14 protein-coding genes are annotated in these 25,345 nt (G+C 62.8%); 8 read left to right on the top strand and 6 right to left on the bottom strand.

Going from position 1 to position 25,345, the window contains the following annotated elements; translation table 11 throughout:
- Positions 1 to 6 precede the first annotated feature (6 nt).
- Positions 7 to 1,077, bottom strand: coding sequence for a metallophosphoesterase (locus JWZ97_RS08145; RefSeq protein WP_205434269.1), 1,071 nt, complete (start codon positions 1,075 to 1,077; stop codon positions 7 to 9).
- Complete coding sequence (locus tag JWZ97_RS08140) at positions 1,074 to 2,216, bottom strand: cytochrome-c peroxidase (protein ID WP_205434268.1); 1,143 nt, start codon at positions 2,214 to 2,216, stop codon at positions 1,074 to 1,076. The genes JWZ97_RS08145 and JWZ97_RS08140 overlap by 4 nt, the downstream gene beginning before the upstream one ends.
- Before the next feature lie 254 nt (positions 2,217 to 2,470).
- On the opposite strand from JWZ97_RS08140, the gene JWZ97_RS08135 reads away from it, so the two are divergent.
- The 8 genes from JWZ97_RS08135 (at position 2,471) to JWZ97_RS08100 (ending at position 20,407) form a co-directional block, all read left to right on the top strand.
- Positions 2,471 to 2,680, top strand: a complete 210-nt coding sequence (locus JWZ97_RS08135) for an FmdB family zinc ribbon protein (RefSeq protein ID WP_205434267.1) — start codon at positions 2,471 to 2,473, stop codon at positions 2,678 to 2,680.
- A 168-nt stretch (positions 2,681 to 2,848) separates the two neighbouring features.
- Complete coding sequence (locus JWZ97_RS08130) at positions 2,849 to 3,277, top strand: hypothetical protein (protein ID WP_205434266.1); 429 nt, start codon at positions 2,849 to 2,851, stop codon at positions 3,275 to 3,277.
- A gap of 303 nt (positions 3,278 to 3,580) precedes the next feature.
- Positions 3,581 to 5,392, top strand: a complete 1,812-nt coding sequence (gene edd / locus JWZ97_RS08125; protein WP_371822616.1) for a phosphogluconate dehydratase — start codon at positions 3,581 to 3,583, stop codon at positions 5,390 to 5,392.
- A 53-nt stretch (positions 5,393 to 5,445) separates the two neighbouring features.
- Entirely contained in the window at positions 5,446 to 6,069 is a 624-nt protein-coding gene (locus JWZ97_RS08120) for a bifunctional 4-hydroxy-2-oxoglutarate aldolase/2-dehydro-3-deoxy-phosphogluconate aldolase (protein ID WP_205434264.1), read from the top strand.
- Positions 6,070 to 6,533: 464 nt separating this feature from the next.
- Positions 6,534 to 7,187 carry a PEP-CTERM sorting domain-containing protein gene (locus JWZ97_RS08115; protein ID WP_205434263.1) on the top strand — a complete coding sequence of 218 codons (654 nt, stop codon included), beginning with the start codon at positions 6,534 to 6,536 and terminating at the stop codon, positions 7,185 to 7,187.
- 220 nt (positions 7,188 to 7,407) lie between these two features.
- Positions 7,408 to 16,911 (top strand): discoidin domain-containing protein, encoded by a 9,504-nt coding sequence (locus JWZ97_RS08110; RefSeq protein WP_205434262.1) that lies wholly within the window; start codon positions 7,408 to 7,410, stop codon positions 16,909 to 16,911.
- Positions 16,912 to 17,207: 296 nt separating this feature from the next.
- Positions 17,208 to 19,256, top strand: a complete 2,049-nt coding sequence (locus tag JWZ97_RS08105; protein WP_205434261.1) for a glucoamylase family protein — start codon at positions 17,208 to 17,210, stop codon at positions 19,254 to 19,256.
- Between the two features lie 2 nt (positions 19,257 to 19,258).
- Entirely contained in the window at positions 19,259 to 20,407 is a 1,149-nt protein-coding gene (locus JWZ97_RS08100; RefSeq protein ID WP_205434260.1) for an ABC transporter ATP-binding protein, read from the top strand.
- A 511-nt stretch (positions 20,408 to 20,918) separates the two neighbouring features.
- Here the strand turns inward: JWZ97_RS08100 and JWZ97_RS08095 are convergent.
- From JWZ97_RS08095 to JWZ97_RS08080, 4 genes are all read right to left on the bottom strand, one after another.
- Positions 20,919 to 23,036, bottom strand: a complete 2,118-nt coding sequence (locus tag JWZ97_RS08095) for a tape measure protein (protein WP_205434259.1) — start codon at positions 23,034 to 23,036, stop codon at positions 20,919 to 20,921.
- A 109-nt stretch (positions 23,037 to 23,145) separates the two neighbouring features.
- Positions 23,146 to 23,727: a hypothetical protein gene (locus JWZ97_RS08090; RefSeq protein WP_205434258.1), complete on the bottom strand. Its 582-nt coding sequence runs from the start codon at positions 23,725 to 23,727 to the stop codon at positions 23,146 to 23,148.
- 565 nt (positions 23,728 to 24,292) lie between these two features.
- The gene (locus JWZ97_RS08085) at positions 24,293 to 24,502 is read right to left on the bottom strand and encodes a hypothetical protein (RefSeq protein ID WP_205434257.1); all 210 of its coding nucleotides are present in this window, start codon (positions 24,500 to 24,502) and stop codon (positions 24,293 to 24,295) included.
- Positions 24,499 to 24,933, bottom strand: a complete 435-nt coding sequence (locus JWZ97_RS08080; RefSeq protein WP_205434256.1) for a hypothetical protein — start codon at positions 24,931 to 24,933, stop codon at positions 24,499 to 24,501. Before JWZ97_RS08080 ends, JWZ97_RS08085 begins: the two co-directional genes overlap by 4 nt.
- Between the last annotated feature and the right edge of the window lie 412 nt (positions 24,934 to 25,345).

Below are 25,345 nucleotides of genomic sequence, written 5' to 3'. Positions count from 1 at the left end.
AGTCCTTCAATAATGATTCTGTGGCGGGATGCGGCGTTCCGGCGCTTGATACTGCGTGTCCTCGGGTTGCCGGGTTTGAGTGTTGTAGGCCACTACGCGGCGCTGGTTGTCGTACAAGGTGTAATGCAGGTCGGCGTTGCCGCTGGCCAGGTTGATGAACTGCCAGCCCGTGGCGTCGCGTTCGTGAAAAGGATCGGCGCGGTTGATCGGCACGGTGAGCTTGGGCAGGTAAACCTCGGCCTGCTTGTAGGCCGTGGGATAGGGCCAGGGCCAGGCGGTCGCCATCACCGAGTTGAAGCTGATGTTGCCGATCTGGTTGTACTGGATCTGGTGTACGTGGCCGTAGATGACGGTGACCTTCTCAAAGGGTTTGAGCAAGGCCTGCACCTCGTCGGCATCCTCGGTCCAGAAATTCCAGCCCTTGTAGATCTTTTGCAAAGGCGAATGGGAGAACACCACGACGGGGGTCTTCCTGTCCACCTTGGCCAGGTCGTCCTTGAGCCATGCCCGCTGTTTTTCGCCCACCATGAAAGGCGAGCCGTTGGGATTGTCCAGCCCGGCCATCTCGGCCATGCGCTGCTCGGGGGTGGGCCAGCGGTGGAAGGTCCATTCGTCGTGGGTGAGAATGCTGTTCAGCACCACGAAGTGCACGCCCTTGTGGTCGAAACTGTAATGCTGCGGGCCGAACAGCTTTTCCCAGTAGGCCCCGAGGTCCAGGTAATAGTCGTGCTCGCCCATGACGTGATGGACCTTGCCCTTGAGGCTGGAAAGGATCTCCGCGCCATGGTCGAGTTCGGCTTTCGTTCCCAGTTGGGCCAGATCGCCGCCGTAGACGATGAAATCCGGCTTGGGCGTAAGCAGATTGGTTTCCGCCACCGCGCGGATCAGCCCTCGGTCCCAGTTGCGCACGAATTCGCTGCCCTTGATGTGCTGGATGTGCGAGTCGGAGATGTAGGCGAGGGTGAAGTTTTCCTTGGCGTCGGCGAAGGCCAGTTCGATCAGACTGACCGGCAGGCTACCGGCGACGGCCAGAGCGCCCGTGTTCTTCATAAAATCGCGTCGATTCATCTTGCTCATGGCCGCTTGCTCCTCGGCGTTTTGGCGGATTTGGCCGATTCCTGCGACGGACCGCTGGACAAGGCTTCCAGGAATGCGACCAGGTCGGACTTCTGTTGTTCGCTCAGAGCGAGCGGACGGATGCCGCCGCTCAGGAAGTCGTTCACCCGGGTCTTCGTATCGCTGACGCCGCCGTTGTTGTAATGCTCGACCACCTCGCGCAAGGTCTTGAGGCTGCCGTCGTGCATGTAGGGCGCGGTGCGCGCGACTTCGCGCAGGGTCGGCGTCTTGAACGCGCCCAGTTCGTCGAACTGGTCGGTGATGGCGAAGCGGCCCAGTTCCGAGCTCTTCCTGTCGCTCAGTACGGTCACGTCGACATCCGCGCCGCGCGCCTTGGCCTCGAGGAAAGCGCCGGCCAGACGCGGCACGTCGTCCTGGATGCGGTTGATGCCCACGCCGATGTTGTGGAAGCGATGATCGGTGAATAGCGCCTGAGTTTGTTCGATAACATGGCAGGACACGCAACGCCCCTGTCCCAGAAAAACTTGAAATCCCCGGGCTGCGGCGGGCGACAGGGCGTCCTGGTTGCCGCCGAAATAATAACGGTCGAAGGGCGAATCGCCGGACAGCACGGTGCGTTCGAAACTCGCGATGGCGCGGGTGACTTCCGTCAGCGTAATGGCCTCGCCCGCCGTGCCGAATACCGTCTTGAACGCCTTCGCATACTGGGGATCGGAGCGCACGATTTTCAGTATGGGCTCGTGATTCGGCAGCCCCATCTCGATCGGGTTGACGAAGGGATGGATGGCCTGGTCTTCCAGGCTGGGCGAACGTCCATCCCAGAATTGGCGTTTGAAGTAAGCGGCGTTGAGTACGGTCGGTGCGTTGCGGGTGCCCGTGGCGTCGTGTATTCCCTTGGACGTCGGCAATGGGCTGTCGGTGAAGGCTTTGACCGGGTCGTGACAGGTGGAGCAACTCACCTCGCCGGTCGAACTGAAGCGCTTATCCTCGAACAGCTTCTTGCCCAAAGCGATCTTGTCCGGGCTTTGCGGGTTGTCGGCGGGTATGTTTACCGGAGGCAGGCCCAGCGGCTCCGCCCCGGCGAGGGCCGTGTAAAGCAAGGCGGCCAGAAGACTGAAGCCAAACGGCGTGTGTTTCATGGATCCTCCCGGGGTTCGCGGGCGAAGACATTCAGCGTATGCTCAAGCCGGCACGGTGGCGCTGCTCCGGTGCATCGGACACTAAAACTTATGGCTTGACAAGACGATTTGTCGTCGATTCTGCTTCCCGACATAACCGGTTTTACGCTTGCGCAAATGGCGTGCTGGGCAAGGCCGGGTTTGGTTTCCTACCCTTGACCTTGTGGGATAATAGGCAGCGTCTGTTTAAGCCGACGGTTCACGGGGAGAAAACCATGCCTACTTACGACTACCAATGTCAGTCCTGTCACCGGGACTTCACCGCAGTCCACAAGATCGCCGATCCCGCCCCGTACTGCCCATCGTGCGGCGGCGAGGCGCGCAAGAAGTTGTCGGCGCCGGCCGTTCAAGGCGGTGGCCGCAAGCCCGAGCCGAGTTTTACGGGGCACGGCTGCGGTGCGGGCGGTTGCGGCTGCAAACACTGAGCGGCCACCCAACTTTTTCGAGCGGACGGAGTCTTAGCGCTGGCGAGCGGTCCCGGGGCAGGGAATGCCCGGTTTGCATCGCCTCAACATCATGTTAATTTGCGCGCACTCCTTGGCTGTTTCGATGCGAACGGCGGAGTCTTCCAAAAGAAAGAGGTAAAACAAAAGATGGCAAACGAAAACGAAACCCAAAGCGAAGCCCAAGGCGGGGCGGCCGCTGTGCTGAACATCTTGAAAACCAATCCCAAAGCCTTGTACGTCGTGGGCGGGGCCGTGGTGGCGGTGATACTGCTGCTGACCCTCCGTGGCGGCGATGGCGAGATCGCTCAGGTACGCACCAACGTTTCGGTGGGGCAGACCGTGACCGTACGCAATCCTAATATCGGCGATACGCTGCTGGTGGCCGTGCCCGGCAAGCTGGGTTCCGCGGATACCGGAGACGAAGAGAACATTTGCGTGGTCAAGCCGGGCGCTACCGCTCTCCTCGAAGAAGAGACCGTCGCCAACACCATTTCATTCGTGAAAGTCGCCATACAGGATGGCGAATGCCAGGGCAAGTCCGGCTGGACGCCGAAAGTGAATATCTCTGCTAAGTAAGGCCCGCCCTCCGGCGACGGGTTAGTCGCAACCCGTCGCCTTTCCCGCCGAGTCGGCGTCAAACAAGGGCGCTGCCGTGCGTCCACGTCGAGGGTTTCGTTACGATCCCGGGACGGCTCGCCAGCCCGCCGATTTGGCCAACACAGCCGCGTATTGCCAGCCCTGAGCCGGGCCGTTTCTTGACACCCCATTTGGGTTTGGATTAAATGCGGCGCCTTTTTCCAGGTTCCGGGCTATGAGGCGTCGACGACGCCCCTCTAATTATAATAATCAGCCCCCTACATCAGCCGGACTTCTATGCCTTTGCATCCCATATTGCTTGCCGTCACCGAACGTATACGCGCCCGCAGCGAAGCACGCCGCGCGGCCTATCTCAAGCGCATTAGCGGGGCCCGCCAGGGCGGCGTCGAGCGCAATCGCATCGCCTGCACCAACGTCGCCCACGCGTACGCCGCGGTACCCGCCAACGACAAACTGGTGTTGAAAGCGGCCCAGGCGCCGAACATCGGCATCGTCACGGCTTATAACGACATGCTTTCCGCCCACCAGCCGTACGAACACTATCCGCAGATCATCAAGGCCGAGGCCCGCGCGGCGGGTGCCACCGCGCAGGTCGCGGGCGGCGTGCCGGCGATGTGCGACGGTGTGACCCAGGGTCAGGACGGGATGGATTTGTCCCTGTTCTCGCGCGACGTCATCGCCCTGTCCACCGCCGTGGGGCTGGCCCATCACGTATTCGACGCCAATCTGTTCCTCGGCGTGTGCGACAAGATCGTTCCGGGCTTGCTGATCGGCGCCCTGCGCTTCGGCCATCTGCCCGGCCTCTTCGTGCCGGCGGGACCCATGGTTTCCGGCATATCGAACGCGGAAAAGGCCAAGGTCCGGCAGTTGTTCACCGAAGGCAAGGTCGACCGCGACGCGTTGCTGGAATCCGAGATGGCGTCCTATCACAGCGCCGGCACCTGTACCTTCTACGGCACCGCCAACAGCAACCAGATGTTGCTGGAGATCATGGGTTTGCAATTGCCGGGCTCCTTCGTCAATCCGGGCACGGACTTGCGCGAGGCCTTGACCCGCGCCGCCACCCGCCGGGCGGTCGAGCTCGCGCTGGATTCGTCAGCGCCCGGCTTGAGCGATATCGTCGACGAGCGCGTCGTGGTCAACGGCATCGTCGGTCTGTTGGCGACCGGTGGCTCGACCAATCACACCATACATCTGGTGGCCATCGCCCGTGCGGCTGGCATCGACATCAACTGGGACGATTTCAACGATTTGTCGGCGGTCGTGCCCTTGCTGGCCCGCGTCTATCCCAACGGAAAGGCGGACGTCAATCACTTCCACGCGGCCGGCGGCATGGCCTTCCTGATCCGCGAACTGCTGGACGCCGGATTGCTGCACGAAGACGTGAACACGGTACTCGGTCCCAGCCTGCGGCGCTGGACCCAAGAGCCGTGGCTGGACAACGGCGAGCTGGCCTGGCGGCCGGCTCCGGAAAAGAGCCACGATGCCGCCGTGCTGGCGACGGCGGCTGAGCCTTTCAGCCCGGACGGCGGCTTGCGCCTGGTTATCGGCAATATCGGCCGCGGTGTCATCAAGGTTTCCGCCGTGGCTCCGGAAAACCGGGTGATCAAGGCGCCGGCCCTGATATTCGACCGGCAGGAAGACCTGCTGGCGGCCTTCAAGCGCGGCGAGCTCGAACGCGATTTCGTCGCCGTCGTCCGCTTCCAGGGCCCGCGTGCCAACGGCATGCCGGAATTGCATCAGCTCACGCCGACCATGGCGATCCTGCAGGACCGGGGTTTCCAGGTCGCTCTCGTCACCGACGGCCGGATGTCCGGCGCTTCCGGCAAGGTGCCCGCGGCCATCCATATCAGCCCGGAAAGCGCGATGGGCGGGCCTTTGACCCTGCTGCGCGACGGCGACATGATCCTGCTCGACGCCGTCAACGGTAGGCTGGAAGCCCAGGTCCCCGAGGATCGTTGGGCTCTGCGCGAGATCGAGACGGCCGATTTGTCGGGCAACCAGTTCGGACTCGGCCGCGAGCTGTTCAGCGGGTTCCGTAAGCTGGCGGACACCCCCGAGCGCGGTGCGTTCACCTTCGATTTCGACGAATGAGGCGGCCGTATAGCGTGCCTCCATCCCCATTAATCAACTCAGAGTCGACTCTTATGAATTTGGATCAGATTATTGCCGAAACCAGCGTGATGCCCGTGATGGTGATCGAGCGGCTGGAAGACGCCGTGCCCTTGGCTCACGCCCTGGTAGAAGGAGGCATACGCGTGCTCGAGATCACCCTGCGCACCGCCGCGGGCCTGGACGCGGTTCGTGCCATCCGCCAGTCGGTTCCCGATGCCATCGTGGGCGTGGGTACCATCGCCACCCCCGACCAATTGAAGGCTTCCATCGATGCCGGGGCGCAGTTCGGCGTATCGCCGGGCAGTACGCCTAGACTGCTGCAGGCGGTCGCGGACAGCAAGCTGCCTTTCCTGCCGGGTGTGGCGACGATTTCGGAAGTGATCCAGGCCCTGGAATTCGGCTTCGACGTGCAGAAGTTTTTCCCGGCGGTCCAGGCCGGCGGGGTCAAGATGCTGGAGGCCTTCCGCGGCCCCTTCCCCCAGGTGCGTTTCTGCCCGACGGGCGGCATCAACGTGCAGAATGCGCCCGAGTTCTTCAAGCTGCCGAACGTGGTCTGTGTGGGCGGTTCCTGGCTCACGCCCAAGGACTTGGTGGCCGGCGGCAAGTGGGCGGAAATCAAGCATCTGGCCCGCGAAGCCGTCGCGCTGAAGCCTTAATTCATTCCGCTGCGGGCGGGCCTTCGGCTTCGCCCATCCTCATCTTTAGGCCCGTTTGGCGTCATTACGACCAATCGGGCCTTTATTCTTTTCGGGCTAGATCCTCACCCGATTGTCGCCCCTGGCATTCGAGTGTTCCGCAATACCCCCAATCGAGGGAATTGTGGTGCCGGTGTGCCGACTTTACCCTGCGGCGCAAGCGAATCCGCGATGCGCTTGGCTTTTCCTTGGCGATGCCGCGACTAGTCGCATGGAAAAGGTCCGGCCATCTGCGGTGCTTTCCCCTTTCGCTACCGATGTCGAAGAATTTTACAAGTCTACGCAGGCAGTGGGCAGGCTAAAAAATAGCCTTATAGTTTCATAGGCTTATTGATATGGCGCCGATATTGCTTTGGGTACCAAAGGTCTTGGTATCGGTCTGGTCCAGCGGCCGCTCGTACTCCGTGTTTAAGCTTGAGGTAGGCATGAAAAACGTGGCTTTCTTAGTGTTCTTGTTTATGTCGCTGGGCGTTCTCGGTAACGGGGCCAGCGCCGGTGTCGTCAACGGCGATTTTTCTACGGGGCTTGGTGGTTGGGCCACCACCGGGAATGTCGACGCAAGCGGCCAGACGGCCGTGCTGGGTGATGCCTCGGGCGCGGATTATTCCTCGATTTACCAAGGCGTCGCCCTGGCGGCCGGAAACTATCGCTTGGAGTTCGATTTTTTGAATGGGCTTTCCGCCGACGTCCCCAGTGGCGTATTTCGGGACGTGGTCTTTGCATCGCTTTACTTCATCGACGACATCAGCCAGTTCGACCCGGTTGGCCTCGTTTTCGACGACGGCTTGGCCTTGTTCGACCTGGATGTCAATGGCGTCGCCAACAGCGCGGGAACGGTAGGCGCTAGTGCCAAGGGCGGTGACTGGCGGCACTTTTCTATCTCATTCAACAACAGTTACGGCTATGTCATACCCACCCTGGAATTCTTCAATCAGAACGGGGTGAGTGGGGATAGCACGGTCGGCGTCGACAACATCGCTATCACTCCGCTCCCGGCTGCGGTGCCGGAGCCGCCGGTGGTCGTGTTGTTACTGGCCGGTGCGCTCGGGGCCGTGGCCCGGCGCAAATACGCTCGCTGATCGAACGGCGAACGTGGCGGGCAGGACTTCCGCCAAATACGAAAGTCGTCGCCTTGGCCCAGTGTAATTCCGTAGCAACTTCGGCAGTGGCGATTGGGCAGGCGATGGGTTGTCGGGATCAGCCAGCCATGTTGGCGTGGGCAAGTATCCGCAAGAGGGCGAAGTCGTGGCACCGGGTGTCCGAGACCCGGGCAACGGGATCCAACGAGAGGTGAGAGATATGGGTATGGAACGTTCCGGTTTTTTCAAAGCCGTATGTCGTGTGGTACTGATAGGGTTTTACTTTCAGAACCTGCATCCAGGCAACCTGGGCTACGGGCCGGGCGGATTCCATATCCCCTTGGGATTCAGCACGGCGGCGGCGGACACGGCGCCGCCCGCGGTCGCGAATTCCAGCGTCACCCTCACTCCCCGCAACCTCGCTGCGGACGACTATCTCGGCTCGACGCCCGAAGCCAACACCAGCGATCCTTATGTCACGCAAAAAGCCGCGGAGCTGAATCACGATCCCGCCCGCATATACGCTTACGTACGCGACGAAATCCGCAACGAAATCTATAAGGGTTCCTTGCGCGGCGCACGGGGAACCTTGTGGAGCAAGGCCGGCAACTCGCTGGACAAGGCCAGTCTGCTGGCGGCCTTGTTGCGGGTGTCGAACGTCAAGGCCCGTTATGCCCACGGCATACTGATGGACGAGTTGGCCCGCCCGCTGGTACTCTCGATGTTCCGGACGCCGCTGAGCGTGGTCGGTTGTCTTCCCGATGACACCCTGGTTTCCGCGCCGGGGCAGTCGGCCGAACTACTCGCGGCCGCCAAGGAGCACTACTGGGTCGAGTTCGATAGCGGCGGCGGGTTTCAGCCGGCCGACCCGAGTGCTACTCACCTGAATCTGGGAGAGAATCTGGTTGCGGCGCAAGACGTATTCGTAGATATCCCCGACAGTTTGCGGCACCGGGTGGCCGTTCGCCTCAAGCGGGAGCTCCGCACGCCCTTCGCCAGCCTGATCAGCGGATACTCCGACGGCGGAGCGGACGTCAAGACGGTCCTGAACCAAAGCTTTACCACCGCCGAATTGGTCGGAAAACCGCTGTCCGTCGGCCATTCGGTCAACGTTTCGTCGTTCGGTGCCTTTTTCGTCAGCGTGACGAGCAACACCTACTCGCCTTATTTGCTGATCGGCGGAGGCGACGGCGACATCGACGACGACATGCTTATCCGCGGGGAGGATTACCAGGAGCAGACGGTGAGCGGATTCTCCGCAGGCAACACCGTCGTCACCGGCATATTCCTGGAAACGGAAATCGTCGACCCCGACGGACGTTCCAAGATCCTCACGCGCAGCCTCGGCGACCGCATAGGCTTTGCCCAGCGGCGCAACGGCGGCAGCGCCTCGTCTACCGCCAGCCCCCTGCCGCTGGTGACCGATCTCGACATCGTCACGGCCAACATCCTGCCGGGTCTGCAGGACCCCCTGGCCATGGAGGCGCAACAGCTGCGCACGGGACTGCTTAAGGACCAATTGGACGCGCTCAGGCCCCGGGTCGACGCGATACCCGCAGCGGGGCCGCAGACCGAAGCGCAGTTCGCGCTATTGGCCCAGGCGAACGCGGTCGCCCGCAAGCAGGCCATCGTCGCCAACGAGACCAACGGGATCGCCTACGCGCTGGCGTCCGATCTGGCATTGGATCAGTTGCAGAAAGGCTATCTGACCAAGGCTTATTACGCTTCTCCGCGCGTCGTGCTGTCGCTGTCGAAACACGAGGGAGATGCGTTGCGCTTCAAGCTCGACCTGCAGAAGAACGACGTGTTGGCTCTGCCCCTGCCGGGACAGGCGGAAAACGCCGCCTTTTTCTTCGAGATGTTCCGCGGCTACCTCGAAAGCGTGCTGGAAGGAAAAGTGCTGACCGCCTTGACGGGCCAGACCGCGCTGTCGGTGGGCAGCATCTTCGCCCAGGTGCCGGACGATAAGCCGGTACGGCTGATTTCCCGCGAGACCTCGGAGGCGCTGGAAACGCTGGCCTTGTCGGGCGAGGCCAAGGCGCGCATTTCCCAGGCTCTGGACGAGGGCAGGACCGTGCTGGCCCCAACGGGCATGGTGACGGTGGATGGGCGGGAAACCGTGGGCTGGCTGGAAACCGACTGGACCAACGGCCACACCATCAGCGTGCTGGAAGACGGCAGCCACGGCGCCATCGGCGAGTATATAGGCGTGCTGTACACCGCCGCGGCCGGGCCTCTGAACCAGGCGATGCTGAGCTGGATAGGCACTATACATGGCTGGGCCATCGCCCAGTACGGATTCATCGGCCCCTTCCTGTCCGCCGTCGCCACCAAGGGCGTGGCTGGCTCCTCGCTGGCCGAGGTGGTCAAGGACGCCAAAAGCGAGCTGGAAAACACCGTCATCCCCCAAGTCAACAAGATCCTGCAAAACGCAACGCCGACATCCATGGATGAGCTCGGTAAGAAGGCGGGCAAATGCCTGAAGGGCAAGCTCAAAGAAGCCTTCGTCGGCGGCGTGACCGGTTCAGGTACCGGCGGCGGCTTCCTGGAAGTCGCCCAATGCCTGGAAGACGCGGCCGCAGAGCTGGGCGGCACGGTCAACCCCATCGCCCCCGCGCTGTACGACACCTATCGCAAAGCCGTTGGCCTCGGTCTGCAACTTGGCCTGAACTGGCTCAAGTACAACTTCCCCGGCGACCCAGCGGTCTTCCCCTTCCTCTCCAGCCCTCTCGCCGCAGGTCCGGTTCCGGTTAACCCCGGAAGCCAGGCTGGCGTGTCGGCGCAGATAGTTAACGACTCATTGTTCTATCTGCCATTCAACGGGGCTCAATTGCCCTCGATCTTCAAGGCGCAAATCCGCAACACCGGGCCGGCCACCGATACTTACGGGCTGGCCTTCAGCCAGGCTCCCGCCGGTTTCAGCGCCCGCAGCAGCCTGCCGTCGGTGACCGTTCCGCCGGGGCAGACCGCGGAAGTGGGCGTATGCCTAGACCCGGCCGCGGGTGCTCTCAGTCCGCCCGGCAGCTCGGTTCCCTTCGCCCTGAAGGTCAGCAGCACCTCGAATCCGTCCGTGCAGGACACTGCACAAAGCCAGGTGACGACGCCCGCTTTGCACGCGGTAAGCCTCACCCTGGACGCCACTGCCGTCAGTGTGACTCCTGGCGGAACGCTGACGCCCGTGCTCACGCTGACTGCATCGGGCAATCTCGGCGAGCGCGTGGCCTTGCGCGCAGTGTTGCCCGACGGCGTGCAATTGGACGGTCTGCCGGCGGAAGTGACTCTGGCCGCCGGCGAGTCACGGCAGTTTCCGCTGACCGTCCGCATCGATCCGGGTGCGGCGATCAACCGTAGCCTGGATATCGTCGTCCAAGGCAACATTGCCGATGCGCCGCCGCCCAGTCAGCGTGCCGTTGCTCTGCGGCTGAACCTCCGTTCGAGCCAGGCGGTGGCCATAGACAAGTCGGTGGATCAGGCGGCTGTCGGCAGCAACTCGCAGTTGGCCGGAGTTCTGGCCGACTTCAGGGACGCATACGATCGCTTGCAGTCCGCCCCCGGCGACCAAGGCCTGTGGGATCGACTGCGGCTAGCGGCGGAAAACTTGAGCAAACTGGCCGCCGCCGATCCGCTGCTGGTGCCGTATGCTTCCGAGAGCGCAAACCTGGCCACGCTGGTTCAGCGCAAGGATATCGGCGCGCTCCCATCCCTGGTTCCGGCGGTGTTCGCCGACCTCGCGCAGGCCTCCGCCTTAGGCGTCGTGGCCGCCTTGTCGCCCAACACGGGCGCGACCCAGCCCGGCGTCGCTCACACAACCAGTCTCACGCTGAAAAACCGGGGCAAGCGTCCGGCCTCGCTCAGCTTGGCGCTGGAGGGATTGCCGGCGGGAGTCGCGGCCTCAGTCGGCGTAACCGCGGTCAACCTGGAGCCCGGCGCTACCCGCACGATTCCCGTCACGCTCACACCGGACTCTGCCGGCCATTATTCTTACCGTGTGGTCGCCCGGGTCGCCGGTTTCGACAAGCCGGTCCAGGCCTACGGCTGGCTGCTCAGCGCCACGGCTACGGTCAACCTGCTGTCGGTTTCGGGGACTCCGCCGTTCATCCTGAAAGACGGTTCTACCCGCATCCAGGCAAGAATCGCCAACCCCTCGGGCATAGCGATAGAGGCTCTGGCGACCGTCATCCTGCGCAACGCGGACGGCAGTGTTCGTTACCAAAGCGCCAACCCGACCAGCCTGAGCATAGGCGGCGAAGAAAACGGCACGGCCTTTCTGCTCGATACGGTCAGCGCGCTAGGTTGGCCGGAGGGCGATTATGCCCTGGAAGTACGCTTGACCGACCGGGCGGGTAAAGCCATTGCCGGTGGGCTGGGGCAGGGGCGCTTAGGCATAGGTGTACCGATCAAGGCCGTGGCCGCGGCGTATCCGGCGGCGGTACCGCCGGGCGATTCCCGCGTCGCCACGTCCATCGACGTGACCCCGCAGTTCGCCGCGGGCGGCGGCGGTATCGTGGGCCTGGAGCCCACCGATCCCAGCCTGGACCGCATCGATTGGGCCGCCGCCAGCCGCGGCGCCAACGTGCAAGTAGTGAATTCTGGGCCTGCCAGCGTTCCGGCGGCGCAATTACTGGACGAAACTCGCAACCTGGATACCGGGTATCCCTATTACGGCCCGGGGAGTCCGTTTTATGTGGGCGTCAACCGCAACGGCGGCTACATCCAGGTCGATCTCTCAGAACCCCGTACTATCGACACCCTCGAGTTCAGGCTCTGGGACGGCGACAACCGGTATGCCCAGTACAAGATCGAGGCTTCACTGGACAACGTCAGTTTCTTTTCCGTCGCCGACAAGACTGCCGGAGAGCAGCGCGGCCTGCAGCGTATCAAGCTGCCGCCCACCGCGATGCGCTACATCCGCATCACGGGCACTTACGACAGCCGCGACGCCAACTATTTCTATCTGACCGACGAAATCCTGGCCATCGGCGACGGCGTCGCCACGCCGGTACCGACCCAAACGGTGACGCTGGATGCCATCGCCAACGGCGCCGGAAACTACGGCGTGGGACAAAAGCTCAACCTGAACGCGGGCATATACGAAATCAAACAGACGAGCGGCGCGATCTCGTATTGGCCGGACGATAGCCAGAATTTCGGCAAGACCTGGATATACGATCTCCAATCGACGGTGGCGGTGACCGGCAAGAGCTATGCCGGCACCGGCAAGGCCATCGCCGCCGCCACGCAGGCCGAGGCCGCGGCGGCATCGGCAGGAAGGACTTACCGCTTGTATGTGCCGGTCCATTCCGACGTCTATTTCTGGATCTACGATACCGTTTCCTCGGATAACCGCGGTTCGGAAACCCTCGAGGTCCGCCAGGTTTCCGGTCCCAACGAATCGTTGCCGCAGCGCGTGCGCGATGCCATGACCCGCGGCGTGCTGTGGGAGCAGCCGGAAGTCGCCAACTGGCAGAAATGGAGTTACCAGCCCAACTACCAGTGCTACGGCTGTCATGTGCAGGCCCAGGCAGCGACCGGATTGGCGGTGGCCAAGCAGAAGCTGCCGGAACTGCCGCTCGACGCGGATCTCGAGCGCGCCTTCGTCGACGCCCATGCGGCGTGGCAGCAACCCGAAACCGGCTGGATGCCGGATAATGACAACATCACGGAAGGCTCGCTGTGGGCCTGGACCGTGTCGCGCTTCCGCGGGGCGAATTTCGACCGCCTGTCCTATCGCTTCCTGCAGACCCTGGATTGGCTGCTGACCCGCCAGTCGGTCGACGGATCCTGGAGCTATGCCGCCGACAATAGGGCCAATAAGATCTACATCGACGCCGATCCGACGATCGCCAGCTTGGCCAATGCGACGCATACCGCGGGCAATATCCAGGCCTTGGCGAAAGCGCTCGACGCCACGGCCGGCAGGGATTTCGTGCCCATGCCGCCGGCCGAATTCGACCCCCAGGGAGGCGGGCTCGAATTCCTGCGCAATCCCGGGCGTAGCTTGGAACTGGGCTTCGCCCCGGCCGCCAACGTCACCGCAGTGCGCCTGAGTATTTCCGACACTTTCTACGGACAAGGCTTGTTCGTCCTTAACGAGCTGGAAGCCTTCCAGGGTGCTGCGGCCTTGCCGATTTCCGGAGCGGCGGCGAATTTCTCCCAAGTCGGCTACCCCATCGCCACGACCATCGATGGCGTGAAAGACGACCAAAATAATGGTTGGGCGTATGGGCCGCAGGACAGCCGCGTCACTCCGGCCCAGGGCTTGTGGACCTTCAACGGTCCGGTCAGCCTGGATCGTCTGCGTATCGCCCAGGTGTGGCCGGCCGCGCAGTTGAAAAAGATCAAGGTCGAGGTCACCACCGACGTCAACCCGACCCTGGACAGCCATTTCGTCGAGGTGAGCGGCCTGCAGCCGGGCTATGCGACAGCGGAACGGAAGGGGCGTTATCTCGGCGCGCTGACCCGCGCGGCGAACGCCTTATCCGGCGCCGATTGGCTCTACCGGCGCAACGTGCGCACCGCGGCCCAGACCATCATCGGGCTCAAGGCCGCCCTGCCTTACCTGAGCGGCGTCGACGCTGCGGCGGCACAGTCCAGGATCGATGCGGTCGAACAATTCCTGCGCGGCACTCAGCGCACAGACGGCGGCTGGGAGGACGCACCGAGCGGTGGCGAACCTTCCGGTCCCCTGCCTTCGGCCGAGGCGCTGGAAGCCTTGTTGCTGGTCGCGCGCAGCAGCACCGATCCGGCCATCATCGCGGGCGCAGAATACCTGCTTGGCGCGCAGAAGCAGGACGGCTCCTGGGATGCTCCCCCCGATGTGCAGCGGCGGCTGGCCTCTACCACCTGGGTGCAGATCGCCTTGCCGACCATCTTCGAGAATCTGTCTTCGATCACCGTGAATGTGGATCACCGCGCGGCGGCCACGACGGGGAGCGTTCCGCTTGCAGGCTCTTTCAGCCCCGTACCCTCGTCGCAGACGACGACCGGCGATACCGCGTCGTTGCAGTGGGACGGACTGATCAATTCGGATGCGGGGCAGTCGTTCAGCCTGCTTTCCGAACTAAAGGGCATGCAGCCCGGCGAAGTGCGCCAGATCAGCCGGGGAACCACGGTGGACTATTCCAGCGTCGCCGGTAACGGCACGCTGGAACTGGCGCCGCTCTTCGTGAGTGCGCAGCACATCCTTACGCTCGCCCCGGCGGTACAGAGCGCCACCGCGGGTGATAGCACCAGCTTCACGGTAACGTTGAGCAATCCGTTCGCCCACGCGCAAACCTTCGACCTGTCCGTCAGCGGCTTGCCGGACGGCAGCTATGAACTGCCGGCTACGCTGAACCTGGCGGCCGGCGAGGTTAAGACTTTCGCGCTGGGCGTACATGTGCCCTACACCAGCCTGCCCGGCAGCGAGGGATTCGCCGTCCAGGCCACCACGGCCGACGGGGTGAAAGACAGGGTGAACGCCCAGATCGTGATCAGCGAGGCGGGAGGTTCCGCGGCCGAAGTCGCGCTGGATACCCGTGCATTCGACCTGAGGTTGACGCCAGCAGTGGTCGCCGCGGGGCAGGGTACGCAGGCGCTGTACACAGTCCGTTTGTCCAACGTCGGCGCGACGGCTGACAGCTACAACCTGGTTGCGAGCCTGCCGGCCGGATTCGCCGCCAGCTTCAGCGAGCAGACCGTGGCGGTCGCTCCGGGGCTCGGCAGCTACCGCGATGTCAGTCTGGTCGTGGTGCCGCCTCCCGGCACGCCGGCGGGCGACTATCCGGTCCTGGTGTCCGCCGTGTCTACCACGGATTCCACGGTGACGAACACGGCCTCCGGTCTGCTCAAGGTGTCGGATTACGGCGTGGCCCTGGCCTTCCTGCCGGACCAGGGCAGCCCGAATACGTCCTTGCTGCTTCGCGTATCCAATACCGGCCGCCTGGGCGGGGTCTTCGACCTCAGCTTGGGCGGTGCCGGCGCCTTGTCGGCGATACTGGGAACAACCAGCGTGGACCTGCTGCCTGGCGCGTTTTGGGATGTCAGTGTGGCGCTCGGCAACTACGACTGGGCGCTGCCCGGCAGACTGAGCCTGTTTGGCCACGCGGTCGCCCGCAATGACGGGGCGGTCGGTGCCACGGCCGGCGCGAATGTCGAAATTGCTCCGCACAAAGCCCTGGACGCCAGCCTGGACCCGCCGACGCAGGTACTGCCGAATCCGGGTTCCGCCGATTTCACCCTGCGGGTGAAGAATACCGGCAACGTGGAAGATGCCTATACGGCGAGCATCGTTCAGGTCGGCGGCGGCGCTGCGGCGACCTTGATAGGCCAGGATGGACAGCCCGGCCAGAGCGTCTCGCTGTTCCGCCTGCCCGGTCTGGGCGACGGTAGCCTGAGCCTCAGGGTACGATTGGAAGCGCCGGGTCTGAACGGCACGGTCAAAGTCCGGATCGGCTCGACGACGGATGCCACCGTGCAGAAAGATCTGCTCGCGCAGATCGCGACGGCCGCGGTCAACCGCGCGCCGGCGGCCCAGGCCGGCCAAAACCGGAACGTGTACACGAATTCCGCCGTCGCCCTTGACGGTTCGGCCTCCAGCGACCCGGACGGCGATTTGCTGACCGACTACCGCTGGCGCTTGCTGGCGGTACCCGCGGGCAGCGACCTGGTGGATACGTCTATCGCCGACAATCACACGCCGAGCCCGCGCATCGTCCCCGATGTCGCCGGTCTCTATCGGCTGGAACTCATTGTTTCGGACGGTAAGCTGGACAGCGAACCGGCGTACGTGGAGATCGCCGCGGCAGCCGCCAATGTGCCGCCCAACGCGCAAGCCGGGCAGGATCAAACAGTGGCCGTGGGCGCTACGGCGGTGCTCGACGGTCACGGCAGCCTCGATCCCGATGCCGGCCCGGTGGCGTTGACCTACGCCTGGAGCCTGTTGAGCGAGCCGGAGGCCGGTCACGGTGTGTTGCAGGACGAGACCGCGCCGGTGGCCCAGTTCAGCACCGATCTGCCAGGCGTTTATACCGTGGAACTGCACGTGTTCGACGGCCGGGACACCGCGACGGATACCCTGAATATCACGGTCACGCCGGCCAACGTGCCGCCTGTGGCTGATGCGGGGTCCGATCTCGCGCTGCAGCTCGGCGACACCGCCGCCTTGAATGCGGGGGCGAGCCACGATCCCGATCAGGGGCCCTGGCCTTTGAGCTATGCCTGGAGTCTGGTATCCGTGCCGACCGGCAGCGGTCTCGACAACAGCGCGATCACGCCCGATGCGAACATAGCGGCCAGAGCGGCGTTCGTACCGGACGTGGCGGGCGAATATGTACTGAAAGTCACGGTGTCCGATGGTGCTACCGAAACCAGCGACAATGTCGTGGTTAAGGTCGCACCGGCACTGCGCGAGCAGGATGTCAGCGATCTGGTGCTGATCGTCTCGTCCGATCAGAAAACCACGCTGGATCGCAAGACCCGGAAAATGACCAGCTCGGTCAACCTGACCCTGACCAATGCTTCGATCATGGATATCAAGAGCCCGATCCGCGTGGTGTTCGAGCTGACCGGCACCGGTGTGTCGATAACGGGGGCGAAGGTGGATCAGACGGGCCATTACTACCTGGATGTGAGCAAGACGCTGCTCAAACCGGGCGAGTCTGTGGTGCTGAATGTGCAGTTCACTTATGCCAGTGGCACGACCATCCGCTATGCGACCCAGGTTTTCGGAACGGTCGCGCGCTAGCGGGGCGCGGCCCGTTTCGGCGGGGGAGGCAGTCGACGCAACAACAGGATCGTTTTAAGCCTCCGATTGAGTCGGCGCGTTCCCGAGTAGGATCGGTTAAACCGCTCGCAGGAACTCCTTGCGGGCGGCCCGGTTTGAGTGTCTTCCGTGTGCCCTGCGATTCGGATGGCCATCGGGGAGTGGGGTGAGGTGCTCGCCCGCGGAGCATCCGTCGTCTGTCTCGGGCCTAAGCGGCGTGTGCCGCGTTGTCTCCTGCGGACCTGGGCCGGGTAGAATAGCCGCTTCCGCCAACCCGCATGAGACCTTTCGTGTTCGGACGCCACACCCTCGCCCTGTTGCTCTGTCTTCCTTCTTTCCTGGCCGCCGAACCCCTGGCAGGGGCCCTCAAACAGGCGGTCATCGCCGATTTTGAGAAAATCACCGCCGACCAGCTGAGGCGTGACTGGCGCAGCTTGACGGACGGCCGCGCGGGTAAGGCCATGCAGCTTGCCCTCGCCAAGACGGAGCGGGACGGGAAGCCGGTGCGCGCCTTGCGTTTGCGCTACGAGATGCCCGCCGAGGCCAAGGGCAGTCCACCCGAGCACGGTGTCGAAGCGCGGTTGAAACTGGATGATCTCGATGCCACCGATTATGACCATCTGACCCTGCTTGTGCGGGGCGACGGCGAGGCCGGCTTCAACCGTCAGTTCGAAATCGGTTTCCACCGGCCGCGTGAAGGAGCGGCCGGCTTGGAGGAGGTCGCCCGCGTGCGCGTGAGCGACATCGGCACGGACTGGCAGCGGGTAAGCATACCCCTCAACCAGATGCTGGGCATCCGAACATGGAACCACCTCAGCGAGCTGCACATCGGCCTGGCGAGTCGCGATACCCGGGTGAACAAGGGGGCTTATCTGATCGACGATATCGAGCTGATCAAAACCGGTAACCCCGGCCCTTCGGCCAACGACCAGGTGGTGGCGCGCAAGAAAGACGCCTGGGATCTGGCTCATAACGGCGGATTGGAGGCGCGGGCGGCACTGAAGGATAGGCTCGTCGGCTGGCCCGGGCAGGCCCGGGTGGACGCCAAGACCCTGCCGCAAGACGAACGCGAACTGCTGTTGCGACTGGCCGCCGACACCTGGCGGGGGCTGGATGCGTTGACCGACCGCGAACACGGCCTGCCCCTGGACCGGGTACATCTGACCGCCGACTCGGTGGCCGTCGAGCAGGCCTTCATCGGCGACTATACCAGCACGACCAATATCGGTTTCCATTTTCTAGGCGTGATCGCGGCGACCGAGTTGCGCCTGATCGGCAGGGAAGAGGCCCTCTCGCGCCTTAAAACCACCCTGGATGCGCTGGAGCGCATGGAGACCTACCAGGGTTTCTTCTACAACTACTACAACACCACGACGCTGGAGCGCACCAGCAATTTCGTTTCCTTCGTCGATTCCACCTGGCTGACCGCCGGCTTGATGACGGCGCGGCAGGCGTTTCCGGAGTTGGCCGAGAGCCTGGATCGCCTGATCGCCCAGGGCGATTACCGTTTCTTTTACGACGCCAACTGGAATCTGATGTCGCACGGTTACTACGTAAACCTGGGGCAGCGGGCCAGTTATCACTATGGGGCCCTCTATTCGGAGGCCCGCCTCGGCAGCCTGATCGCCATCGGTAAGGGTGAGGCGCCCGAGGCGCACTGGTTCGCCATGGCGCGTACCTACCCCAACGAGTTCACCTGGCAGTCGCGGGAGCCCTCCCATCGCCGGGAGAAGGAAGCGAACGGATTCCGCTGGACCGGCGGTTATTACGAATGGCGGGATTACCGCTATGTGCCGTCCTGGGGCGGCAGCCTGTTCGAGGCCCTGATGCCCGCGCTGCTGCTGGACGAAGCCCGCTACGCGCCGGAAAGCCTGGGCCGGAACGACCGGGTACACACCGAGATACACCGTCACTACGCGCTGGACGATCTGGAATATCTGGTCTGGGGCATGTCTCCCAGTTCCACGCCAGGGTCTGAGCGCTACGGCGAATACGGCGTGCGCCTGCTGGGTTCGCTGGGCTACGGCGATGGCGTGGTGACGCCGCACGCGGCGGTGTTGGCCTTGTTGACCGAGCCGGAAGCGGCGATCGCCAATCTGCGCCAGTTACTGGAGCGTTATCCCGTCTATGGCGAATTCGGGTTCTACGACGCCGTGAATCCTCTGAGCGGCGAAGTGGCTTACAACTACCTGTGCCTCGATCAGGCCATGATACTGGTGGCCCTGGCCAATCACCTGGCCGACCATGCGGTGCAGAAGCATTTTGCCGCGCATCCCTACATCCAGCGCGTGCTGCCGCTGATCGGTTTCGAAAACTTCCTGGATTAAGCATGGCCACCGTGGTCTTCGAGCAGGTCGCCAAGACCTATCCCAACGGCCACCGCGCCATCGCCGGACTGGACCTGGCCATAGAGGACGGCGAGCTGATGGTATTCGTCGGACCGTCCGGCTGCGGTAAATCCACCCTGCTGCGCATGCTCGCGGGGTTGGAGGACATTAGTTCCGGACGGATATCGATAGGCGGGCGCGAGGCCAACCGGCTGAGCCCGCAGGAGCGCAACATCGCCATGGTGTTTCAGGATTACGCGCTCTATCCGACCATGACGGTGCGCGGCAATCTGGAGTTTCCGCTCAAGATGCGAGGGCTGGGCAAGGCTGAAATCGCCCGGCGGGTGGACGCAGTGGCCCGGATGCTGGAGCTGGATGAGCTGCTGAGTCGATTGCCCAAGCAATTGTCCGGCGGGCAACGCCAGCGAGTAGCCATGGGCCGGGCGCTGGTGCGGGAGCCGGCGGTTTTTTTGATGGACGAGCCGCTCTCCAACCTCGACGCCAAGCTGCGGGTGCAGGTGCGCGCCGAAATCGGCGAATTGCAGAAGCGTATCGGCGCCACCATGATCTACGTCACCCACGACCAGGTGGAGGCGATGACCCTCGGTGACCGCATCGCCGTATTGCACGGTGGCCGCCTGCAGCAGGTCGCCGATCCCAAGACCTTGTACGAACGCCCGGCGAATGCCTTCGTTGCCGGTTTCATCGGCAGTCCGCCGATGAATTTGTTTGCTACCCGCCTGGTGGCGGACGAGGACGGGCCGATACGCATCCGACTCGGCGATCAGGTTTTGCTTGCCGAGCCGCGAGGCCTGAGCCGGGAATCCCTGACCGGCTCGCGAGACCAGCCGTTCACCGCTGGGATCCGGCCCGAGGCATTCACCCTGGTGGAAGAGGACGGAGCCGGCGTGTTGCGGGCGCAAGCGGTGCTGGTGGAATACCTGGGCCACGAAACCCTGCTGCATTTCCGCCCGCAGGGGGAGGGCGACCACCCTCAACTCGTCGCCCGCCTGGCCGGCATGCACATGTTTCACAAAGGGGAGGCATTGCTCGTTCGGGTGTGTCCGAGCGATATCGCCTTATTTCCCGAGCCATTGCCAGCCGGCGCGCCCTCGGATGCGGTTTCGGACGACCCTGCCGGCGACGCGTGACCGCTCCGAAGCCATCGTACATAACCACCCTACATGGCGGTGGGGGATGCATGGGGAAGGCAGCCAACAACAAAAAACCCGCCTAGCCTTGCGGCTCGCGGGTTTTGAGGCGTCTTGCGACGGCTTGATACTAACTATTGGTGCGATGGTCACAACCAAACGGCTCGCTGTGAGGCACGTATATAGCGGAATCTTGTTTTTCAATGGAGACGGATACCGTCAAATATACCGTCACGACGGTTACGCTTGGATAAGGCGACGTGAGACGGTCATATTCAGATTTCCGTATCCAGGCCTGCGGCGCATCTTTGACGCTGCCTGCCTAGTAGACGCCCGCCTGACGTTTGGACTGCCGTGTTTAATGCCTTGCCCTGACCCTCGTATCTACCGATGCTCGGAAGACAGGGCGAGCACGTGGTCGGCAGGGAAAGCCGGGAGCGCCCCCGGCTCTGCGTATGATTCGCCCTCCATATCTGAACACTGCCGAGCAGACGACGATCCATTCTACCGGTCAACGCAGAGTGCGACGGATTGGTCCGTTCCGTTGGAAGTCTGACTGCACCATGGCATAGCCACGTTTGGCGCCATCCTCCGCTGCCTGCGCCAAGCGCCTTTCTAAACCGGCATCGCCCCCACCCTGAATATTGAATATTTGGGTGATATTTGGCACCGCAGACTCAGACCCCGTGCCGCTAACGGTCACAGGGATAGAGCGGCCATCCGGCAGCGGCACGAAGGCCTCGGGCTGTCTCCCTTCGCCGAACACGGCGAGCTGCGCGGAATTGGCGATACCGCCGGAGGCATAGGCATGCAGCGGCAGGGGGCCGCGTGAGGTCATGATGCCTCCGTCTGCGAAGAAGAATGAGCTGAGCAGGCTGCTGCCAATGGATCCCCAATTGATATTACTCAGGCTATCTTCCAGCGGCTGGAGCACGGTGGTTTTCAGGATGAGCTGTGAAATGTCCTGGCCCAGCGATTGCAACAGGTTGCCGAATCCCTGCCAGTTGGTGATGGCCTGCCCGGCCGCCGAGCTGAGCACCAGGCCGAATTCACGGGCGGAATCGGTGGCGCCCTTCAGTTTATCGTCGGTGCCGGAGATGCCGTTGACGAGGTCCTCGTCGGCTTTCATCTTCACGGCCTCGAATACGCTGTAGATCTCATCACGGCGCTGCTTCGCCGACCGCGTTTCTTCTTCGGAGAGCGTTTGCAGCTTGAGGGCGGAAATAGCACGCTGGTTGCTCAGCTCCGATTCCAGCGCGGTGATTTCGCCGATGATTTTGGCTTGATCGCCCCGGTCCTTGATGGCGGCGAGCTCTTGTTGTTTGGCGTCTATGTTCTGCTGAATGTTGCGCTCTTGCAGTGCAGCGGAGTCTTCCAGGTAGCGCCGTTCGGCTTCCAGCTTTTTTTGCGCATTCTCGCCGGCCGCAGCCTGGTCGTAGTCGTAAAACGCGCGTAACAATTCCTGCTGCTGGCGATACGCATCTTGCATGCCGGATAGGTTGGCGCGGAATTGTTGTAAGGCGTCGTTTTGCTGACTCTTATTCGGCGCAGCGCTTGGCGCTGGTCGCGTCTGGGGTGTGCCGCCTGTGTCGGGCGCGTTTTTCTCCAATGCAGCGCGTTCCGCATAGAGCTTGTGCAGCATGTCTTTCGCCGTATCGACACGGCCCTGCAGTTGCTGGACGTCCTGATCGGAAACGCCGAATCCGCCGCCTTCCGTAAATGCATATTTGAGCTGGTCGCCAAGACTCTTGGTCGCTTGTTTGGATGCCTTCAACTGTTCGTTCAGGGCATAAAAGCTATCTTCGTAGCGGGTGATCCTGGCGGTCAAATCGTCCGAGTTGAAGGCGTGGATTTCTCGGTTCAACTCGTTGAGCAGTTCGACCGCGCCGCCAAAACTGGCTTTTATCGCGTCTCTTACCCCTAGATTGCCTATGGTATCGACCAAATTACTGAATGAGTCGCTGAGGTTTGAGGAGGCGCCGCTCAGGGTCTCCATCTGGTCTTTCATGCCACTGGCGAATTTTGTATTGCCAAGGTCCAGCAGATACCGCTGAATCTCCTGCGCGCTGTTCTTGATAGTCGTGGTCTGGCCCTGGAAGGTCAGCGCGACCTGATCGCCGTTTTGTTTGGCCTTGACGCCGAATTCTTTCAGCCGCTCGAACTCGCCCGTGCTTGCATCCGCAACCGCCTCGATAAACTGCATCAACGGCTTGCCCATGGCCGAGGCGGTATTGCCGAACGAGCGCAGCGACTCTACCGACGCATCCAGGCCCAGCGAACGGAGGCGGATGAAGGCCTCGGTCACGTCCTTGAGCTCGTAGGGCGTTTCCGTGGCAAACTGCCGCAACATCGTGGATGCCTGCCCTGCGGCGTCCAGCGAGCCGGTGACCGTTTTCAAGCTAGCGTTGAGGGTGTCGAACTCTTTGAGGATTTCGAACGACTTGCCCAACGTGATGCCGGCAAAAGCGCCGCCGATCAGGCCCTTGATGGCGCTTGAGGTGGAGCGGGCCACAGACTCCATGCGCGCAAATCCTTGCGCGGTGGTCGCGTTGGCGCGGTTCATGTCGGCTTGCAGCCGGGCGATGTTGGCGCTTAAGTCGATGGAGAGGGAGGATAGAATGGATGCCATCGGAATCACCGTTTAGGGGATGTTAAAAAGGCCCGCCGGCCTGGGGGCAGGGCGGCGGGTTGATAGGTCGCGCTATGCGCCGCATTGGAGCGTGGCTTGTGGTTGTCCCTTAGTTGACCGCTGCTAGGTCTGCTTCAAGGGCCTCGTCTTTGCCTGGCGGCAGCGCGGCATATAGCGCTTGCAGCTTTGCTTCGAGTGCCGCCTCGTCGAGCGGCAACAAAGCCACACGAGGGAGCTCTTGGTGCACAAGATTGCCCAGAGCCAGCGCGCGCCGGGCTGTGGCTCTGGAATAGTTCTGCTCAAGCCCCCTGCGCTCGCCGTCCATGCGTTCGGCAAAGACGGCAATTTGCTCCGATGCCGTTCTTTTTAGCTCGGCCTCGATCTGATCCCGGCGCCTGTCGTATTCCAAGCGGGCAGCGGTGATTTCCGCCTCGACGGCATAGTATTCGTTGGCGGCTTCATTCAGCTTGGCCCGCGCTGCGGCTACCTTCTCGCCGGCAGCCGGAAGGCGGGCCTCGGCATCCTTGACGGCTTTTTCGGTTTGAATGCCCAACACGCCAAGCTCCCGACTTAGCGTTTTGCGTTGTCGTATCCGGTCGGCGTCGAGCTCCGACTGCACCTGTTGGGCGGTAGGGCTGCTCAAGAATTTCTGCAATAGGATTTCGGTTTTTTGGGGTAAACGAAGATTCATCGGTATATCTCCAAGGTTTAGGGTCCCGGAAACCGCCGGGCCGGTTCTATGAATCAAGAGTTCGCTTCGCTCTTCCATCCGGCATACGCGGCGGCTCGCCATTGGGACTGCTTGCGGGCGAAACTTGCAGCGTATGGGTTGCCGGTAGCCGTAGGGCGCGCAGAATTGACGGGCGTTGGGGGGCTAACACGACCCCGGCGTAAATTGTTGATCTCTAGCTTCTGCAGCTCGATGATCAGCCGGCGCTCGTATTTGGATGTCGCGCTCTGATATAGCCGCCGCAAGTTTCCGGAGGGGGCGCGGGTGGGCGCAGGTGGCATCGGCACATGGGTGGGCGTCGGGCCCCGCGCTTCGATTCGGGCGCGGGACTCACGTTCAAGCCGGCGCGCGGTGACAGCGGCCTTGCAGCGCTCGAGCCGTTGGGCGCAGATCGAATCCGCCGCAGCTTGCATTTTTGCGGCGCGCCGGAGGTTGTCGGCATGTTGAAGATATCGTCTCATCGTGGATCTCCGCTGGGCATCGCCGGGAAACCGCCCGGCCGGATTTTTGCCGCTGGCGCCCGCACTCAATGCACAGGGCCCCGTTGGGCGCGAATAGCGTTCGTGATTTTGCGGAGCGCCAGGCACAACGCCTCCGAGGCGGTTCGGACATCGGCACAGGGATCACCCTGCCATACCTGCTGGCGGCGACCATCGGGGTCGACGAAGCTGAGCGTCGGGACACATTCATTCGTCTCAAGCATCATCCGGATATTGAAATCGATACTTTCGATCATTTGTCCTCCCCAGGTGTGTGATTGGCCGACAATGGGCCGAGTGGCCAATGCCGCAGACTTGTCAAAAAAGCGCGGATGCTAGGAAGGGACGCAGTTTCGTCGAAGCTCAGGCGCCCCGCCGTCAACGGGCGTATGAAGGTCCAGTCAGGCTCGCGGTCGAGGCGGTAGGCGACCACTGGCACCTTGCCGGCGGCATGAGCCGACGCCGCAGCGCGGTCCCACCAACTACGCCGATCGCGCTGGGTCGCTATCCACCGCCGCCTGACGTGGATTCCCAGGCCGTTCAACATCGGGTGCCGGATGTGCTGCAAGCCGGCGACGGCATCCTGGAAGCTGGCAGCCGGGTCGACGGCAAGCACTCGACTCAACAGGATGGCCAGTTCGTGCATGCCGCGCGCATGTTTGCCGGTGCGGGGTGGGGTGAAATTCATCAGCGGTCTCCATCGGCGGAGAAGAGCCGCCGGAACGTGTGGACGTTGGCCTGTCGGCTGCCGTCGATTGTTCGGCCAGTAGCAACGAAATGGGCGAAGTCGGAGCACGCCAACTTCTCGGATTTGCACCGCCAGTTCCCGAAGCAGCCATCGCACGGTGCCGGCCCGGCCAAGACCGTAAACGCGGTTTCGGCAGGGTCGGACAGGGTGGTGTCCAATGCATCGTCGAAATCACGAGGCTTGCGGCGGCGGTGTCTAGTCATTGGTGAACTCCGCGGGGTACCCCCCCTCGGAAACTCCCGCCGCTGCAAAAAAATACACCAGACCGGTCCAAGGGCAGAAAGCCCCAAGGAATTTCATGGCCCCCCCTATTCCATTTCGCGACGGCACGCAAAAAACACGCACACCAGTC

It is taken from the genome of Methylococcus sp. EFPC2 (assembly GCF_016925495.1).
Lineage (GTDB): Bacteria > Pseudomonadota > Gammaproteobacteria > Methylococcales > Methylococcaceae > EFPC2.
The sequence above is the reverse complement of the archived record's forward strand: the minus strand, read 5'-3'. Positions and strand labels throughout refer to the sequence as shown.